General features: G+C 39.1%; 20 protein-coding genes. 8 read left to right on the top strand and 12 right to left on the bottom strand.

The window, feature by feature from the left end; genetic code table 11:
* The first annotated feature begins 1 nt into the window (after window position 1).
* A complete protein-coding gene (rnjA, locus tag CSV74_RS14460; RefSeq protein WP_029052430.1) occupies window positions 2-1669 on the top strand; it encodes a ribonuclease J1 in 1668 nt (555 codons plus the stop codon).
* Between the two features lie 157 nt (window positions 1670-1826).
* Here rnjA and CSV74_RS14455 read toward each other — a convergent pair whose 3' ends face one another.
* The 5 genes from CSV74_RS14455 to CSV74_RS14435 are packed head-to-tail and all read right to left on the bottom strand — an operon-like array spanning window position 1827 to window position 6295.
* Window positions 1827-2486 (bottom strand): potassium channel family protein, encoded by a 660-nt coding sequence (locus tag CSV74_RS14455; RefSeq protein WP_029052431.1) that lies wholly within the window; start codon window positions 2484-2486, stop codon window positions 1827-1829.
* 36 nt (window positions 2487-2522) lie between these two features.
* Window positions 2523-3596 carry an ABC transporter substrate-binding protein gene (locus tag CSV74_RS14450; RefSeq protein WP_029052432.1) on the bottom strand — a complete coding sequence of 358 codons (1074 nt, stop codon included), beginning with the start codon at window positions 3594-3596 and terminating at the stop codon, window positions 2523-2525.
* Window positions 3593-4390 (bottom strand): ABC transporter permease, encoded by a 798-nt coding sequence (locus CSV74_RS14445; RefSeq protein ID WP_029052433.1) that lies wholly within the window; start codon window positions 4388-4390, stop codon window positions 3593-3595. Before CSV74_RS14445 ends, CSV74_RS14450 begins: the two co-directional genes overlap by 4 nt.
* Complete coding sequence (locus CSV74_RS14440) at window positions 4387-5199, bottom strand: ABC transporter permease (protein ID WP_099692222.1); 813 nt, start codon at window positions 5197-5199, stop codon at window positions 4387-4389. Before CSV74_RS14440 ends, CSV74_RS14445 begins: the two co-directional genes overlap by 4 nt.
* Entirely contained in the window at window positions 5189-6295 is a 1107-nt protein-coding gene (locus CSV74_RS14435) for an ABC transporter ATP-binding protein (RefSeq protein ID WP_029052435.1), read from the bottom strand. The genes CSV74_RS14440 and CSV74_RS14435 overlap by 11 nt, the downstream gene beginning before the upstream one ends.
* Before the next feature lie 200 nt (window positions 6296-6495).
* Between CSV74_RS14435 and CSV74_RS14430 the strand changes: the two genes are divergently transcribed.
* The 4 genes from CSV74_RS14430 to CSV74_RS14415 all read left to right on the top strand — a co-directional run bounded on the left by CSV74_RS14430 (window position 6496) and on the right by CSV74_RS14415 (window position 9384).
* Window positions 6496-6798 (top strand): hypothetical protein, encoded by a 303-nt coding sequence (locus tag CSV74_RS14430; protein ID WP_051210413.1) that lies wholly within the window; start codon window positions 6496-6498, stop codon window positions 6796-6798.
* A gap of 166 nt (window positions 6799-6964) precedes the next feature.
* Window positions 6965-7507 carry a peroxiredoxin gene (locus CSV74_RS14425; protein WP_029052436.1) on the top strand — a complete coding sequence of 181 codons (543 nt, stop codon included), beginning with the start codon at window positions 6965-6967 and terminating at the stop codon, window positions 7505-7507.
* An 89-nt stretch (window positions 7508-7596) separates the two neighbouring features.
* Complete coding sequence (locus CSV74_RS14420; RefSeq protein ID WP_029052437.1) at window positions 7597-8052, top strand: TlpA family protein disulfide reductase; 456 nt, start codon at window positions 7597-7599, stop codon at window positions 8050-8052.
* A 141-nt stretch (window positions 8053-8193) separates the two neighbouring features.
* On the top strand, window positions 8194-9384 hold the full coding sequence (locus CSV74_RS14415; protein WP_099692221.1) for an MFS transporter: 1191 nt from the start codon (window positions 8194-8196) through the stop codon (window positions 9382-9384).
* Between the two features lie 419 nt (window positions 9385-9803).
* Here CSV74_RS14415 and CSV74_RS14410 read toward each other — a convergent pair whose 3' ends face one another.
* The 6 genes from CSV74_RS14410 to CSV74_RS14385 all read right to left on the bottom strand — a co-directional run bounded on the left by CSV74_RS14410 (window position 9804) and on the right by CSV74_RS14385 (window position 14477).
* Entirely contained in the window at window positions 9804-10691 is an 888-nt protein-coding gene (locus CSV74_RS14410) for a transcriptional regulator CcpC (protein WP_029052439.1), read from the bottom strand.
* The gene (locus CSV74_RS14405; protein ID WP_199170364.1) at window positions 10678-12117 is read right to left on the bottom strand and encodes an MDR family MFS transporter; all 1440 of its coding nucleotides are present in this window, start codon (window positions 12115-12117) and stop codon (window positions 10678-10680) included. The genes CSV74_RS14410 and CSV74_RS14405 overlap by 14 nt, the downstream gene beginning before the upstream one ends.
* 141 nt (window positions 12118-12258) lie before the next feature.
* Window positions 12259-12696 (bottom strand): cyclic-di-AMP-binding protein CbpB, encoded by a 438-nt coding sequence (cbpB, locus tag CSV74_RS14400; protein WP_029052441.1) that lies wholly within the window; start codon window positions 12694-12696, stop codon window positions 12259-12261.
* A gap of 136 nt (window positions 12697-12832) precedes the next feature.
* Complete coding sequence (locus CSV74_RS14395; RefSeq protein WP_029052442.1) at window positions 12833-13063, bottom strand: hypothetical protein; 231 nt, start codon at window positions 13061-13063, stop codon at window positions 12833-12835.
* Between the two features lie 184 nt (window positions 13064-13247).
* Window positions 13248-14117, bottom strand: coding sequence for an NAD(P)-dependent oxidoreductase (locus CSV74_RS14390; RefSeq protein ID WP_029052443.1), 870 nt, complete (start codon window positions 14115-14117; stop codon window positions 13248-13250).
* A 183-nt stretch (window positions 14118-14300) separates the two neighbouring features.
* Window positions 14301-14477 (bottom strand): aspartyl-phosphate phosphatase Spo0E family protein, encoded by a 177-nt coding sequence (locus tag CSV74_RS14385; RefSeq protein WP_099692219.1) that lies wholly within the window; start codon window positions 14475-14477, stop codon window positions 14301-14303.
* A 218-nt stretch (window positions 14478-14695) separates the two neighbouring features.
* Here CSV74_RS14385 and CSV74_RS14380 point away from each other — a divergent pair, with 218 nt between their 5' ends.
* Together CSV74_RS14380 and CSV74_RS14375 are read left to right on the top strand one after the other, a co-directional pair.
* Window positions 14696-14887, top strand: a complete 192-nt coding sequence (locus CSV74_RS14380) for a YkvS family protein (RefSeq protein WP_029052444.1) — start codon at window positions 14696-14698, stop codon at window positions 14885-14887.
* A gap of 60 nt (window positions 14888-14947) precedes the next feature.
* Window positions 14948-15595 (top strand): hypothetical protein, encoded by a 648-nt coding sequence (locus CSV74_RS14375; protein ID WP_099692218.1) that lies wholly within the window; start codon window positions 14948-14950, stop codon window positions 15593-15595.
* A 66-nt stretch (window positions 15596-15661) separates the two neighbouring features.
* Here the strand turns inward: CSV74_RS14375 and CSV74_RS14370 are convergent, their stop codons facing one another.
* Complete coding sequence (locus CSV74_RS14370) at window positions 15662-17038, bottom strand: two-component system sensor histidine kinase NtrB (protein ID WP_099692217.1); 1377 nt, start codon at window positions 17036-17038, stop codon at window positions 15662-15664.
* A gap of 182 nt (window positions 17039-17220) precedes the next feature.
* Between CSV74_RS14370 and CSV74_RS14365 the strand changes: the two genes are divergently transcribed.
* Complete coding sequence (locus CSV74_RS14365; protein ID WP_099692216.1) at window positions 17221-18975, top strand: B12-binding domain-containing radical SAM protein; 1755 nt, start codon at window positions 17221-17223, stop codon at window positions 18973-18975.
* Window positions 18976-18996: the final 21 nt, after the last annotated feature.

The raw sequence follows: 18996 nt of genomic DNA, 5'->3' as shown, positions 1-18996 counted from the left end.
AATGAAATCTATTAAAAACAATGAAACAGCCGTTTTCGCCCTAGGCGGACTAGGTGAAATCGGTAAAAATACGTATTGTGTACAATTCCAAGATGAAATCATCATTATTGATGCCGGAATCAAATTTCCTGAAGATGAATTGCTAGGTATTGACTATGTAATTCCAGATTACACGTACCTTGAACGCAATATCGATAAGATTAAAGGACTTTTCATTACACATGGTCACGAAGACCATATCGGGGGAATTCCCTACCTGTTACGCAAAGTGAATGTACCCGTCTATGGCGGAAAACTAGCAATTGGATTACTTCGCAATAAGTTGGAAGAACACGGATTGTTGCGAACTACGGAAATTCACGAAATTGAAGAAGATGATTTTATCAAATTCCGTAAAACAGCAGTATCATTCTTCAGAACTACGCACAGTATTCCTGACGCATTCGGTGTGGTGGTTAAAACTCCATCCGGTAACATCGTCCATACAGGAGACTTTAAGTTCGACTTTACACCTGTCGGCGAACCTGCTAACTTGCATAAGATGGCCAAAATCGGTAGTGAAGGTGTACTTTGTTTGCTATCAGACAGTACAAATGCAGAAGTACCTAACTTCACAATGTCTGAACGCAAAGTCGGAGAAAGCCTAAATGATATTTTCCGTACAGTAGATGGTCGAATTATTTTCGCTACATTCGCTTCTAATATCCATAGATTGCAGCAAGTGATTGAATCGGCGCAGATTTTCGGTCGTAAAATTGCTGTCTTCGGTCGTAGTATGGATAACGCAATTACCATCGGCCGTGAACTCGGATATATTGATGCACCAAAAGATTTATTCGTCGATGCTCAATCACTCAACCGACTTCCCGCTAATAAAGTCATGATTTTATGTACGGGTAGTCAAGGTGAACCGATGGCTGCACTATCACGTATCGCAAACGGTACACATAGACAAGTTCAAATACAACCTGGAGATACTGTTATTTTCTCTTCTTCACCAATACCAGGCAATACACTTAGCGTAAACAAAGCGATTAACTCACTGTTCCGTGCTGGTGCAGAAGTTATTCATGGTCCACTGAACAACATCCACACATCCGGTCACGGGTCACAGGAAGAGCAAAAGCTCATGTTACGTTTAATCAAACCTAAATACTTCATGCCAATTCACGGTGAATACCGTATGATGAATATGCACTCTCAACTCGCAATAGACTGCGATGTCGAGCCAGATAACATTTTCATCATGGGTAACGGCGACGTACTCGCACTTACCGACTCAACAGCTAGACTTGCTGGACGTGTACCGTCAGGCGATGTTTACATCGACGGAAGCGGCATCGGTGACATCGGTAACGTCGTACTACGCGACAGACGAATTCTCTCAGAAGACGGCCTGGTCATCGTGGTAGCAACAATTGATACGAAAAAGAATCGCTTAGTATCCGGTCCCGACCTTATCTCACGTGGATTCGTCTATATGCGTGAATCAGGCGCCATGATTAATGAAGCCCAATATATGCTGTCCAAAACTCTACAGCGCAAACTGGCTGCTAAACCTGATTCCATCAACAACCTGAAGGGCGACATCATTGATACACTTGTTCCGTATTTATACGAGAAAACGAAGCGTAAACCTATGATCCTTCCCGTCATCATGGAACTCTAAAAAATTCATACAAAAAAGCAAGTGCATGTTAGCACTTGCTCCAGACTGAAGGCAACTCCTGTAAACTAGGAGCATGTCTTCAGTTTTTTATTTAGTTTATTTTAATATACAATAAGTGTTTCACGACAAATCAACAGTGCTCTCCCACTACCCATGCTTAATGCAAAGCTCTCCGTTCAAACCGATGAATATCCAGATCAGAACCAATCACAATCAACACGTCATTAACCTCTATCTGTTCAATCGCCTGTGGAGACACGAGTATATGCGTTCCACGCTTGATCGCCACAATATTCACACCGTACTTGGCACGAATGTCCAAGTCGATCAGCGAAGAGCCTGCGATGTGATTATTCGCCTGAATCTCCACGATGGAGTATTCATCGGACAACTCTAGATAATCCAGTATATTATTCGAAACCAAGTTGTTCGCAATTCGCTTCCCCATATCCCGCTCGGGGTGAACGACTTGATCTGCTCCAATTTTACGCAATACTTTTTCATGATAGTCATTTTGCGCTTTCACTGTAATTCGCTGTACACCGATTTCCTTTAAAATCAGTGTAGTCAAAATACTCGCTTGAATATTTTCTCCGATTGCGATCACCACATGTTCGAAATTCCGAATTCCTAAAGAACGTAATGCAGCTTCATCTGTAGTATCGACAGCTACAGCCTGCGTGGCAATATTCGCGTATTCTTCTACGCGTTCTTCTGACTTATCAATCGCCATAACATCTGCTTCTAGTTCAATCAGTTCCTTAACAATACTACCTCCGAAACGTCCTAAGCCAATTACTACAAATTCCTTTTTCATCCACTTACTCCTCGCTATTGCGAATAGTTATACGTCTTATCGCAATCCCATTTTAAATTTTAGGAATAACTCATTATACACGCCAAGTGTTTCTAAGCCTAAATTTTCATACACCTCTAGGTTTTTTCTTGCTTCTTCGTCAGGATAAAATCGTTCATCACCCGTTGTTTCTTCATCCATAAACGACAAAGCTGAACTATTCGGTGTGGAATAACCTACGTAGTCTGCATTTTGTGCTGCCACTTCAGGATCAAGCATGAAATTAATGAATTTATACGCTCCTTCAACATTCGTAGATGTTCTCGGGATGACAATATTATCAAACCATAAATTTGAGCCTTCCTTCGGCACGATATAGTCAATGTCGTCGTTCTCATAGATCATGTCTGCCGCTTGGCCAGACCATGTCAGTGCAACGGACGCTTCATTATTAACCATTAATTGCGTGACTTCATCACCTATTACGGCTTTGACGTTGGGCCCCATCGTTTCCAGCTTGTCTGTCGCCTCTTTTAGTTCCTGTAAACTTGTTGAATTCAAAGAGTAGCCAAGCGAATTTAATGATACGCCAATCACTTCACGTGCACTATCTACTAAAATAAGCCTTTGACGCAATGAAGCATCCCATAAACTTTCCCAACTCTCAAACGTCTGACCTTCTAATAAGGAGGCATTATACGCGATGCCCACAGTTCCCCAGAAGTATGGAATCGAGTATTGATTGTCTGGATCAAACGGCAAATTCATAAAGTATGGATCGATATGTTTAATGTTCGGGATTTTCGAGAAATCCAGTGGCAGTAATAGATCCTTCTCTTCCATCATCTGCACAGCATATTCAGAAGGGACTGTCACATCGTAAGCAGTTCCTCCTTGTTCGATTTTCCCCATCATTCCTTCATTCGAATCAAATGTTTCATAAATTACTTTAATCCCCTCTTCCTCTTCGAATTGCTTCAGAAGATCTGGGTCAATATATTCGCCCCAGTTGTACACAGTAATCGTATCTTTGCCTGCTCGCCCTGCCTTATGCTCGAGCTGATAATTAGTGAATAACAAGAGACCAGAAACGAGTATGATCACAAACGCACTGCTAATTAGTCCTTTCATTTCTTCACCCCCTGAGGTGATTTCGCTTTATTTCCGATTATATAATAACCTAGTACTAGGACCATCGTGAGTAAGAAGATCAAGCCGGACAGTGCGTTGATTGTCAAAGTGATTCCTGTACGGGCCATGGAGTAAATTTCCACGGATAATGTCGAGAATCCATTTCCAGTTACGAAAAAAGTAACGGCAAAGTCATCCAATGAATAGGTTAACGCGAGGAAAAATCCTGCGAAAATACCCGGCTTAATATAAGGCAGTATGACACGTGTCAGTATATCTTTACGTGAAGCTCCTAAATCCAGTGCTGCATCTATTAACGTAGTACTCATTTCTAGCAATTTTGGCAATACCATGATGACGACTATCGGTATACTAAAAGCGATATGAGAAATTAACACCGAAGCAAAACCCAATTTCACCCCGATCAGTGTGAATAATATTAAGAATGACGCACCGATAATTACATCTGGACTAACAATCAATATATTATTCAGTGACAATACCGTCTGACGTGCAGATTTATTTTTCATAAAATAAATGGCAAGCGCACCAATCACACCAATCGTGGTAGATAGTAGTGCAGATAATAATGCGATAATGATCGTATTTAAGACAATGATTAGAAGTCGCGTATCCTGAAATACCGCTTTATAATGTTCTAAAGTGAAGGATTCGAAATTCGACATCCCGCCTCCTGAATTAAAAGAGTAATATATGAGATAAAAAATCGGAGCATATAAAATTACAAAGACTGCTGCCAAATAAATTCTCGGCAAGATTCCCAGTTTCCTCATTTAATGATGCCCCCTTTTTTGCCCGATGTCAGTACCATAATTAAGAACATGAAAATGATTAAAAACACAGCAATCGTTGAACCCATTCCCCAGTTTTGTGTAACGAGGAATTGTTGTTCAATCGCAGTACCGAGTGTAATTACTTTATTACCAGCGATTAAGCGCGTAATCATAAACAGAGATAGTGCCGGAATGAACACAACTTGTATACCCGATTTCACACCATCAGTAGTCATAGGCCAAATCACTCGTTTAAACGTTACCCATGCATTTGCTCCTAAATCTTTCGAGGCATCAAGTAAAGTAGGATTGATTTTATCCAAGGAATTAAAGATTGGCAATATCATAAAAGGAATAAATATATACACAGAAACAAACACGAAACTAAAATCAGTGAATAATATTTGCTGACCACCTATACCAACTGCTTCTAAAAAGGCATTAATCGGTCCATACTTCCCCATCAACCCGATAAATGCATACGTCTTTAACAACAGATTAATCCATGATGGTATGATAATGAGTAACAACCATAATTGCTTATGTTTCGTCTTTGTCAAGAAGTAGGCGGTCGGATACGAGATCAATAGAGCAAAAAACGTTATGAGAAACGCATACCAAAACGAACTCATTGTTAATTTGAAATAGATCGATGTAAAGAAGTTTCGATAGTTAGCCAAAGTTAAATGACCCGAAAGATCGAAAAACGAATAATACACAATGACAACAATCGGTGCTAGTACAAATAATAATAACCATGCTGCATACGGTGTGGCATATATAAAGCGTAACGGGTTTTTATTCCTCATCTTCCGCCACTCCAAACGATTCCAGACGTGCATCAAAGTCAGCTTCAGATTCATTCAGACGCATAACATGAATGTCTGCCGGTTCAAAATCCAAACCGATTAACGTCCCCACATCCGCTGGTTTCGTTGAATGGACTAACCACTCATTACCATCAGAGTCATACGTTGAAAGCTCATAGTGTACTCCTCGGAATAATTGTGTATCTACGGTGACGCCTAATTTCCCTTCTTCGAAGGTTGTCATTTCCAAATCTTCAGGACGAATGACAATATCGACCTTTTCATTGGGGTAGAAGCCGCCGTCTACGCAGGCAAACTGTTTCCCAGTGAATTCCACTAGATAATCTTCAATAATTCTTCCTGACACCATATTTGATTCACCAATAAAGTCTGCCACAAAACGGTTAATCGGTTCATCGTAAATATCGATCGGTGTCCCTGACTGTTGAATTTCACCATTATTCATGACGAAAATTTCATCGGACATCGCAAGTGCCTCTTCCTGGTCATGTGTGACAAAAACAAATGTTTTACCAAGACGCTGCTGGAGCTCGCGCAATTCATATTGCATTTCAGAACGCAATTTCAAATCTAGCGCAGACAATGGCTCGTCTAGTAAAATCACTTCAGGGTCGTTAATAATTGCTCTAGCAATCGCAACGCGCTGACGCTGCCCACCTGACATTTCAGTGATTTCTCGTGATTCGTATCCTTCCAGATTGACGAACTTCAACGCTTCTTTAACTCGGCGGTCCACTTCATTCTTTTTCACTTTTTTTATGCGTAAACCAAATGCAACATTCTCATAAACATTCAAATGAGGAAACAATGCGTAGTCTTGAAATACCGTGTTCACTTGGCGTTCGTTTGCGGGTACAGAGTTAATTTTCTTTCCATTAAAGAAAATCGATCCATCTGTCGCCTCTGTAAAACCTGCGATCAAACGTAAAATCGTCGTTTTCCCACAGCCTGAAGGTCCAAGTAATGTATAAAACTTACCGCGTTCCATTTCAAATGAAACACGATCAAGAACAGTTGTCGATTCATTGTAGCGTTTTGTGACATTCTCAAAGCGAATAATCGGTTCGGTAGTCAATAGATTTCCTCCTTATGTAACGTATTATTTCCTATCATAACTGAACAGTTGTAAACTTACTTATTATACACAAAATGATAGTGAAATCAACTATCTATAAAATGTCGAATAACAAAACAGCCTGCAGGAAAATGGTCATGAAAATTGTCTTTTCGCAGATGACATAGTAGAATGAAACGATATGTTAAGGAGGGATTCAGTTGGAAGACCATTTATTTTTTTATCTGGACTCTGATGCCAAGCGGAATCGAAAAGCCGAGCCCGCAACAAGAGAAAATTATCTAGAAGGAATTTTTCTAGTAAACAATAAGAAAATCCGAACGTGGAAAGAGATGGCTTCTCATTGCGTAGAGTGCATGGAACCATTACATTATAGCGATGAATTTGACGCACGTTACTGCAAAGATTGCGATGAATGGCGAGAAATGATTTGCGATCCGAATTGCAAGACGTGTCAAACGCGCCCAGTAAAACCTTCTGACTGCAAACAAGACTTTGAGTAAACAGAGACTCAGATCCTAAATATATAAGGTTTACCGCTCTTTATAATAATTGTTATTATCTTCAAGTCATTCGCATTGAATTTAAATTGGAACTTTGTTATTCTAGATAAGACTTGTGCAACACAGTCATGTCGTTGTACGAAAGACTAATTGGAGGTTTTATATAATGGCTGAACGCATGGTAGGTAAACAAGCTCCAGATTTCACAATGGAGGCAGTACTAGCTGACAAATCTTTTGGTAAAGTTAGTTTACAAGAAAACATGAAAAACGACAAATGGACAGTTCTTTTCTTCTATCCAATGGATTTCACTTTTGTATGCCCAACTGAAATCACTGCAATGTCGGATCGTTACGATGAGTTCGAAGACTTGGATGCAGAAGTAATCGGTGTTTCTACTGATACTATCCACACTCACCTAGCTTGGATTAACACGGATCGTAAAGACAATGGTCTTGAACAACTAAAATACCCACTAGCAGCAGATACTAACCATTCCGTTTCACGTGAGTACGGTGTATTGATCGAAGAAGAAGGTATTGCATTGCGCGGCCTTTACATCATCAATCCTGAAGGCGAACTTCAGTACCAGACAGTATTCCACAACAATATTGGTCGTGATGTAGACGAGACTCTTCGTGTACTACAAGCACTACAAACTGGCGGTCTTTGCCCAGCAAACTGGCGTCCAGGTCAAAAAACTCTTTAATTTTTGGACAACCATCCCCACGCGTTACACTAATCGTGGGGATTTTTTTATCACATAATATATACCCACTTAGCTAGGAGGAATTCTTGATGAAATTACGTGAACAAATGCCTGAACTTCAAGGTGCTACTACTTGGTTGAATGGTGAAACTTCTAAATCGGAACTCGTTGGAGAAAAACCGACACTTATCCACTTCTGGTCTGTAAGTTGTCACATGTGCAAAGAAGCGATGCCGGATGTAAACAATTTCAGAGATCAGTACAAAGATGAACTGAATGTTGTGGCTGTACACATGCCTCGTTCAGAAGATGACGTTGATCTAGAACAAATCAAGAACGTAGCAGCTGAGCACGATATTACACAACCAATTTTCGTTGATAGTGAATTAAAGTTAAATGATGCATTTGAAAACCAATATGTTCCTGCGTATTATGTCTTTGACAAAGATGGTCAGTTACGCCACTTCCAAGCGGGCGGCAGTGGTATGAAAATGCTTGAAAAACGTGTGAATCGTGTACTAGATGAAATGAAAAAAGAAGATTAATCTTACGAACGACTCCTTAGCTAAAGGAGTCGTTTTTTCACATCTACTTTCCTCTTAATATGGCATACCAAGCACGATGCAGACATTGCCAATTTATTTATGATACGATTAGTAAAAAGTTTTTGGAAAGTGAGCTACCGAATGAATAAAATCCCTACAAGCATTGCACTTTACATTCTCATGTTTAATATGTTCATCGCCATGGCTGGTGTCGGCTTAATTATCCCCATTATGCCTGAATTTTTAGCTACTTTCGGAGTGGCAGGACGCGCACTCGGACTATTAATTGCGATGTTCTCTTTTGCACAATTTATTTTCTCACCTATTTCAGGAAATCTTTCAGATAAATACGGCAGAAAAAATATTATCATTTTCGGATTGCTTATCTATGGTTTTTCTCAACTAGCTTTCAGTTTATCAACTGAACTATGGATGCTCTACGTTGCACGATTCTTTTCAGGCTTCGGTGCCGCCTTTATCGTACCCCCTACAATGGCATTTGTGGCAGATATCACATCCACTAAAAACCGTGGTCGAGGAATGGGATTACTTGGCGCTTCGATGTCTTTAGGCTTTATGATAGGTCCTGGAATCGGCGGTTTTTTATCTAAAATCAGCTTATACTTCCCATTTTATTTCGCCGCATCGGCATCTATATTAGCAGCGATCGTGTCTTTATTGCTTCTACCAAATCCTAAGCCTGTGATGCAAGGAATCACAATGAACGAAAACATCTTTCAGCAAATGCGTAGATCCACACAAACTCCTTATTTCGTTATGCTGATTGTCATGTTTGTATTTTCATTCGGATTAGCTAATTTTCAATCAACCATCTCGTTATACGTAGATCAAAAATACAATTACACACCTTCTCAAATCGCAATCATTATTACGGTTGGCGGATTTGTCGGTGTTATTATCCAGACATTTGTCATCGATCGTTTGTTCAAACGTTTTGGAGAAATGCGTATCATACTAATCAATTTAGTCATAGCAGCTGTCGCTATGTTAGGTATTTTATTCGTCAACACATTCTTCACTATTCTCTTGGTCGCAACGATTTTCTCTACTACCACTGCGTTATTACGGCCGGCAGTCAACACGTTAGTCTCGAAACTTGCCGGTAAAGAACAAGGCTACGCGGCAGGTATGATGAATGCCTATATGAGTTTAGGAAATATGATTGGTCCTGCTACAGCTGGATACATATTTGACATAAATATGGAATCACCCTATATAGTCGGCACAATCATTCTACTACTTTGCTTTATTCTTGCGTTGACCTGGGCAAGGAACAATAAGTCACTTATAGAGTCTGCAAGAACACCATAAACAGTATCATGATAGAAGCCCGTAGCAATATTCTATATGGACGCTTTCCACTAGTTACAAACTATGCATAATACAAAAAAGCGAAGACAAACTCTATTACTACTAGAGTTCGTCTTCACTCGAGGAGGCTGGGACATAACTATCTCACCCCGTTTCCCTGCACTCCGAAAGGCACGCTTTCCGAGGGGCGTGGCTTGAGCCAAGCGAACAACGAAGGGTTCGCTTTGCCGTATTTCTGTGTACTTTGTAGAAATTAAGGCACCTGTCCAGGGTCTCAAGACGCACGCTGATCCCTCTGGAGTCGGCCTTTCTCCGTTCCGGTACACTCTAATACTCTAAAAAAACATTTACTGATAAGAACAGAAAAAAGCGTAAAGGACTCATTCGCCTTACGTTTTTATGTTCTGTCCCAACCTCTTTTATTGACCTTTCCTTAATAACTCCGCATATTCCTGCACAATCTCTACAAACGCCTTTACTTGCTTCAATTCAAATGTAGAACCATATCCGATTAACCATGTATCACGTGTCAGCTCAAACTCTTCTTCGCTATTCAACAACGGGATTAGATTGACTTTCTCATCACCTGACAATGTGATGGAAGGCAGTATAGCATAGCCGATACCTTTTAACGCGAGCTGCTTACACATTTCGATCTGATCGACTATGATTTGGCGACTTGGATTTTGATTGAAATGCTTATTCCACCAGCGCTGGATTTCCATATAATAGTTTGAATCACTTTTGTATTGAATAAAGTGGCGATTGGTGTCTTTTAATTCATCAATGGTCGAGATTTCAGAATCCACTAGATACAACTGATCCCGAAATAAGTAGACACGATTACTTTTCCAATCTGTTTGCCCTCTAACAATACCAATATGCGCTTCCCCTTCATACAAAGCTTTGGAGATTTCTGAACTCCATCCCGTCATTAAAGAAATCTTAGCATCTGGATAAAGTGCTACATAGTCTTTCAATACTTGAGGCAACCAGGTCTGACCAATTATAGAGGCACAAGCAATCTTCAATGTCCCATGTACTTTATCTTCAAGTGAGGCGATCAATTCCATCGTCTCATCCTTCTTAGCCAATGATTCCCTCGCGTAGCTGATGACGTGTTCACCTGCTGGCGTCGGTTCCAGGCCTTTTTGTGATCGGATGAACAACTGCATACCCCACTCTTTTTCAATCGTCTGGAGGCGTTGTGACAAAGCAGGCTGGGACAAATGAAGGCGCTCTGATGCTTTACGCATGTTGCCTTCTTCAGCCAATGCTTTGATAATATCCAGTTCAATGGTTGACATGATCTGTCACCTTCCCTCGTGGAATTCGTAAAATCAATAATAAGCTAATGACTGCAAATAAAGCAATCGTTATGTACACCCAGTGCAATGAGCTGTCTAAACCGCTTTGTAAACTGACTAACTCCTGTGATGTAATCATCGAGCGACCGTCTTTCGTTAACAATGTATTTACGTGATCAATCGTGTATGGCAATTTTTCTTTCGTAAAATAGGTAATGAGGGCACCGTTCAAAATTGCTCCAAACACAGAAGCACCAACTGTATTGCCAAAATTCTTCATAAACATATTCGCTGCAGTAGCTGAGCCTCTTTGTACGCGCGGTACAGCCCCTTGAATCGTAACAATGAAAGATGTATTGGTCAGCCCCATTCCAACGCCTATGAAGAAGCTAGAACACCCCGCCCATACCGGTCCTAGTGTTGAGGTCATGAAGACAAACATCGTCGTGCCGATTACAAGAGACACACCGCCAGCAAACGATACGAGAAACGGGCCGAAACGTATGAGTAAATGCCCCGCCAGTGAGGAAGCTAGAGGCCAACCAATCGACATGGCAGTTAATGTGAAACCTGCTATGATGGCTGGTTGTTCCATCACTCCGGATACGTAAGTAGGTAAATAAGAGGAAACTCCTATTAATATTACTCCTGTTGTCAACGATACGAGATTCGCATATAAAATAACGGGGTTTTTCCAGATACTAAATGAGATCAGTGGATCTTTTGCCAGTTTCTCTTGTCTGAAAAATAGCCAAAATGAAATGCCAGAAAGTATAATCAATGCTATACCGAAAGTTGAAAATCGTCCGAACCCTTGACCTCCCTCTACGAGCCAGATTAAGAGAGTGGATAATGCAGACGTCAGTAGAAAAGCACCTTTGTAATCGACAGAAGCCTTTTGAGTTTCTTTTGGTTCATGTAAAAAGAAATATATAACACCCATTGACAGTAGTCCGAGCGGCACGTTTACCCAAAATATGTATTGCCAGCTCACATACTGTACAATCAATCCACCGATTACAGGACCTGAAACTGCCGATACGCCCCACACACTCGACAAATACCCTTGTATCTTCGCACGTTCTTCCGTTGAATAAATATCACCGATAATCGTCGTCGCAATTGGCATAACAGCTCCTGCTCCCAAGCCTTGTATGAGGCGATAGACTATCAACTGCTCCATTGAGACAGCGAATCCACAAAGTATGGAACCGATCAAAAAAATCGTCACGCCCATAAAAAAAATTGGCTTTCGTCCAAATAAATCCGCTAGCTTTCCATAAATTAATACCGTCACGGTACTCATTAATAAATAAGATGAGAATATCCAACTATACCGAGAAAACCCACCTAATTCAGAAGCGATCGTCGGCATTGCAGTAGTAACAATTGTCGCTTCTACTGCCCCTACAAACATAGCGAGCATAACAGCAGCAAGAACAAAGGGCCGATTAGTTTCTTTGGGCACAGCTATTTCAACTCCTTCTATTAGAAAAAGACTCCTATATCGGAGCCCTTTACTATTTTACTATAGCACTTGCTTCACTGCTCTATTACAGTAAGTTTATTAAACGTTATAAATATACTTTTTAAATTCTTTCATAATCACACGTCGCGTAATAATACCGGCAAATGTTCCATCTTCTTCAGTGACGCATAAAAACGGATGATTAATTAAAAGATCTACTGCGCGTTGAAAACGGTCCTTCACACGAATCGTCGGTAGATTCGTATCCATAATTTCATCTACTTTAATATCTTCTAATCTCTCATATTCAATGCGTTCCATACCTAAAATAGAATCTGTAATCATTCCAATCCCGAGGAGCCCTTTCAAATGATACTGATTATCCAGTACAGGGATTGCAGAATAGCCAGTCTTGGTCAAAACAAGCAGTGCATGCTCTGCGTTATTTCCGATTTGCACGTGGGCAACCTTTTCCGAAGAAATAATTTGATCTATGATGGGCGCAGTAAGAAAATCTTTATTGTTTATAGAAACCATTGGTGATCGCTCCTTCTATTCTTCATCTAAATATATTTACCTAAAAGTCCGTTCACTGTTTCAAATCCATCATACCACAAAAAGCCAATTTTCACCTTAAAAGAAAGCGGATTCACAAAACAAAAAACCTCTTTCTTTAATAGAAAGAGGCCCAATAATAAAAAATGATGAAAATGATAAAAACTGAAGCGACAATGATGATCCACAGTAATGGGTTCATTGCATATGGGTGCTCAGCTGCAATATCGGGTATTTTGTTCTTTTCGTTTAACTGAAATGAACGACTCGTTTTCCTAACTCCAGCTAGTCCGATCCAAAGCATTATAGCTGATACAAACACCATAGGCCACAACCAAATATCCCACATCATAACTCCCTCCTTTTCGCTCATACTATATTAAAGAGCATGTGCAATTAGTGAGTAAGTATGCGTATTTTACACTCAGTGGATTATTCGCAAATAGATGCTTTTAAATTTACTGTAGAACAGACTTGCCATTGTGGATTTTTTACACGACAAACATAAAGAAAATTACATAATCTCTTACACTTTACTTTATATACTTTTTAATCAGGACTTGTGTTCCTTTTTCCCCATAACCCTTTGAGAGTAAATCTGCATACATATCATAAGCAAGATGTAGGCCTGGCAATTTAAGATTCAGTCTTTCTGCTTCCTGTAATGCAATATGTAAATCCTTCACAAAATGTTTTACATAAAATCCTGGTTCATAATTCTCGGTAATAATTCGTGGTCCAAGATCAGATAAACTAAAAGAATTTGCTGCACCCGAAGTGACGGATCGTAACATCGTATCCGGATCAAGACCCGATTCCATAGCGTACGCAATCGCTTCGCATGCCCCTATCATATTTCCAGCGACCGTAATTTGATTGCACATTTTAGCGTGTTGCCCGGCTCCCGCTGTTCCTTGATAAACAATTTGTTTACCAAAAACAGATAAAATCGGTAATAGCTTTTCAAATACTTCTTTTTTACCTCCACACATAATAGATAGCGTGCCATTTCGAGCTCCAATATCTCCACCTGATACAGGCGCATCCAGTGAATCCATTTGTAAAGAAGCTGCTTTTTCTGCAATGGCAATAGCTAGTTCAGGACTAGAAGTAGTCATATCCACTAGGATTTGAGAAGGATGACCGTTTGCCAATATACCTTGATCCGATAAATAAACTTCTTCCACATCGGTTGGCATACCGATCATCGTGAAAATAATGTCAGCATGTTCAATAGCTTCAGCTACATTGTTTGCCCATCTTGCTCCTTGTCCTACTAGTGGTTCAGCTTTTGATTTCGTTCTAGTGAATACTGTTACCTCATAAGATGCGTTAATCAAATGCTTGACAATACTCGAACCCATGACACCTGTTCCAATAAATGCAATCTTTTCTTTTTGCATATTTTCACTCCTCAATATGTAAGTTTAATCCTATCGTACAGAAGTTCAAATATTTTTACAATTAAACAAAAAAAGAGGACCAATACAAGATTGGTCCACAAAAGGGGGAAATGAGAATGTTGCTGTGTTCTTTTATAGTGTTCCCACATTTATTATGAGTTAAACATTCATTTTTGCGTAAATTCAAGGCAGTTGTATTTCTTTTTTATCATTGAATTTATTAATTAATACATCCAATTTACGACTAAGTTCAATGGTATTTTCGGCGTCCATACCATATTTTTCAGCAGCCTGAATTAATTGTTCTCTAACTTGTTCTATTTCAAGTTTACAATTATGCACTTCTTGCACACCTTTCATCTGTAAATACTCTACTCTTTAATATACCAACAACTTAATATTATTAAACCGAAATAATATCGATAATTTTCGACAAAATGTATACTAATATATTTCTATGTTTTTTAAGATAAGACTTTACGTTTTGGAGATTATAAGGCAAACTATAAAGGAATTCCCAATAGTACAGTTTCATTTCTTTGCTTAGTATAATAATGATTGAAGAAAGGGTGGTTAGAATGATGATTGCAGAAATTGGTGATATTATTGAATTCAAAGAAGGCTTACAAGGAATTGTAGAAAAAGTGAACGAAAACTCTGTAATTGTAGACTTAACGTATATGGAAGACTTCGATGAATCGGTCATGCAGGAAAAAACAGTAATCAACCATAAACGTTATATTATCTTAAACAACAGTAAACAAGATTGAAACCTTCTTCGCTGTGATCCGTCCAATAAAATAGAATAGTATATGAAGGAGTGGTACCAAATGAACAACAAATGGCGTATTATTTTCACTTCACTAACCGCCTCTATCATGCTTGCAGCGTGCGGAACATCTGATGCGGACCCAGAAAAAGATACAACAGGTAATGCTATAGAAGAACCTGCTGCTCCTGAAACAGATGCAGAAGAAAGCACTTCTTCCGAAAATGAAGCAGAAATCGAAACAGACACTGAAGTAGAAGCAAGCGAAGATGTAATGAAAGATGCTGTAGAAACAACAAGTGATGAACAGGATTACTCCATGATGGTGCTCCCTGGGTATACACTTACAAGTGAAGAACCGGGCAGAGACAGTCTATACCTAGAAGAAGATAGTGAAATGTTCATGCGAATCGAAACTATGCCTAAAGATGAAGAATCGTATACTTTCGATGAACTCTATGAAAATATGGGAGAGTTATTGACGGCTTCTAGTGACGGTGAAACACCTATCGAGATTACAGATGAAACAGATCTTCCACAAGCTGATGATATCAAGTCTGTTAAAGGTGCAGTAGTAGATTCTACAGAAGGTTATTTCACAGGCTATGTCATTGAACGGGAAGACAAGTTAATTCGCGTAACCATTTACGCTAAAGAAGATAACGAACATATAGAAGAATTTAAAGACATGGCAGCTACCATCAAGTAATGTTGCCAATGTGAAAAAGGCCGATCCTTTGGATCGGCCTTTTTCTATTTGAACTTCTGGTCATTACTATACTATTACAGGAATTAAAGGAAATGATAAATGAAAAACCGTTCCTTTACCAATTTCACTAGTAACGGATATGGATCCTCCATGTTCTTGAACGGTTTTCTTAACAAATGGAAGTCCTAAACCAGTACCTCCTGGTTTATCTGTCACAAATGGCAAGAAAATAGTTTCAAGCATTTCTTCTCCCATTCCAGCCCCTGTATCGGATATAAAAATATCCACATTTTGCTGATGCCCTTCACTTATCATGATAGACAATGTATCATTTGCTTTCATAGCTTCCATTGCATTCTTAAGAAGATTTATAAATACTTGTTTAATACGGTTCGGATTTGCTTGAATTAGTAAAGATCCCTTAGCATTGAATTCATTTTCTAAATGAATTTGATCAAACAATGCTTTAGGTCGAAGCAATATAAGTACTTCTTCTACTAAAACGGATAACGAAAATATAGTAATTTCATCTACAGCCGGTTTTGATAGAACTAACATTTCATTCAATATCTCGTTCATGCGTTTGACTTCGTCTTGAATAACTTTTACATACATTTGTGCGTTACCCGTTACTTCGTGTTCCAATAGTTGGAGAAACCCTTGTAATGTCGTCATCGGATTACGTACTTCATGTGCAATGCTTGCGGCAATTTCCCCAGTCGTGCATAATTGGTCGGAGTGCGCTAGTTGCTCAAATAGACGTTCCTGTTCAGTAATATCTACAATTCGTAAGATAAACATTTGTGTTTTACAGTCCAATGTCAAACTAACATCTTGATAACGTTGTATTCCTTTAGATGTGTAAGACATTTTCACTGTCGAAGATTCTTGTGTTAGTGCTTTTAAGATATATTCTTCAAAAGTAAATGGAGAGGTTGGGACCATTAAATAAAAAAGGTCTTGTAGATGTATAAGTTCACTGGAAGTTTGGTCAGGAAATATTTCCAAGAATAAATCATTCGTCGAAATAATATAACCCGATTCATTCACTAGCGCCATTGGCATAGTCGCCTTTAAATAAGCACTTTCATATAATTGATTCAATTTATAGCTTTGTTCACCAATTTTTATTGTTAAAATCGCCCTACCGCTATATTGCTGGTATATAATATAACAAGGTTCACTTTTTTTATTCGGCACTTCTAGATGACCAATCAATACATTTTGATCGGCTATCGTTTCTGTTTTCAACAGAAGCAACCGTTTCTTTATTTGTTCCAACAAACTTTGATCAAATATTTCAGATATATGATGTGGGATAAAGTCTTTAGGCATTAGTAATTTAACAGCTTCTGTCATATCAAGTATATCGCCATCTTCATCTAAAACGATTTTAAAAAGTGAACTTTCTAGATAACGATTGATATTTAATGTTTTCAACACTGTAGCAGTACCCCCTTAACTCAATTGCACCTATCCATTATGGACCTGTAACACATTTTCAATTTTGGAAATAAATTCTGAATGCTTCTTATTATGCCATACTGACGCTCCTGTTCACATAGGACTATAGTCTGCTTTATCTTTTCAAATACTTATTTTAACTTAAGATTAGGAGTTTTACTATGAATATTGTCTTATCTACATTAAATGCTAAATATATACACACGAATATCGCAATACGTTATTTAAAGGCTTTTGCAGCACCAGAATTTCATTGTGAGCTGGCCGAATTCACTATTCATGACCCTACACTTTCTATCGTCTCAGAGCTGTATCAACATTCGCCAGACGTCGTTGGCTTTAGCGTATATATTTGGAATATAGAAGAAACTATAAAGGTAATTCGTCTGCTAAAGCTAACAAGTCCTAAAACCGTTATAGTCTGTGGTGGGCCTGAAGTGACATATGACTATGACCAGTGGTTAAAAAGAGTACCGGAAATTGATATTATTGCGATAGGTGAAGGCGAAAAAACCTTTAAAGATATACTCCAAGCAGTAGATGGACAAGCAGATCTTTCTTCCGTACAAGGCATTGCATATCGTTCAGATGGAAAGTTGAAGATCACAGCTCCAGGTCCTAAATTGGACCTTCGTGAACTACCTTCCCCTTTTCGTTTTCCAGAGGATATTACGCATCTCTCAAATCGTGTCATGTATATTGAGACTAGCCGCGGCTGTCCCTTCTCTTGTCAATTCTGCCTTTCTTCAATCGAAGTCGGCGTTCGATACTTCAATCGAGAAGCAATAAAAGAAGACATTCGCTACTTGATGCAGCATGGTGCTAAAACAATTAAATTTGTCGATCGTACTTTCAATATTAGCAGAAGTTATGCAATGGAAATGTTCCAGTTTCTTATAGATGAACATCTGCCTGGCACCGTATTTCAATTTGAGATCACTGGCGATATCATGCGACCAGAAGTGATTCAGTTTTTAAACGATAACGCGCCAAAAGGCCTGTTCAGATTTGAAATTGGAGTTCAATCTACTAACGATCTAACAAATGAGCTAGTAAAGAGAAGACAGAATTTCACTAAATTATCTCGCACAGTCACGATGGTGAAAGATGGTGGGAAAATTGATCAACATCTTGATTTAATTGCCGGACTACCTGAAGAAGATTACGCATCTTTCCGTGACACATTTAACGAAGTGTTTGCTTTACGACCTGAAGAATTACAACTAGGTTTTTTGAAACTACTGCGCGGAACTGGTTTACGTATCCAAGCAGAGCAATATGGGTATCGTTACATCGACACCGCTCCTTATGAAATTGTATCAAACAACGTCCTGTCCTTTGATGATATGCTGAAGATCAAACAAACAGAAGACATTCTCGAGAAATATTGGAATTCGGGTCGATTTATACACTCTATGGAGTATATCGTAACGGAATTAGTCGATACACCATTTGACTTTTTCCAATTATTCGGAGCGTTTTGGGAAAAGCAAGGCTGGTCACGAATCGGTCATCAGTTCGAAGACTTGTTCACCCGCTTGGAAAGCTTCCTAGAAGACATATTAAAAATCGATACGTCTATAGCAGTAAGTCTATTGAAGATGGACTATTTACTTCACCAAAAGTTTTTACCTAGAAAGATATGGTGGAATACTGTAGTACCAGAAGAAGAGCTAAAAGAGGTTTATCAGACACTTTTACGTTCTCCACATTTGCTTGGAGATACGTTTGAGTCAATTAGTTATACGGAACGAACGATTCGGAAGCAAGTTTTCGTTACGAAGACCTCAGCTCAATTGAAAGAAGATCTTTCTGTTACAAAAGACCCTGGGTATCTTATTGTCCAATACATACCAGGGGAAATAGCACAGCACTATCATTTGTCTGAGCAAGCATTGAAAACCGTCTCTCCATAATAAAACCGCAGCACGCGAAAA

Source organism: Sporosarcina sp. P19 (genome assembly GCF_002743165.1).
In the GTDB taxonomy this organism is placed as follows: domain Bacteria; phylum Bacillota; class Bacilli; order Bacillales_A; family Planococcaceae; genus Sporosarcina; species Sporosarcina ureae.
Note: the sequence above shows the minus strand (reverse complement) of the source record. Positions and strands in the feature narration are given on the sequence as shown.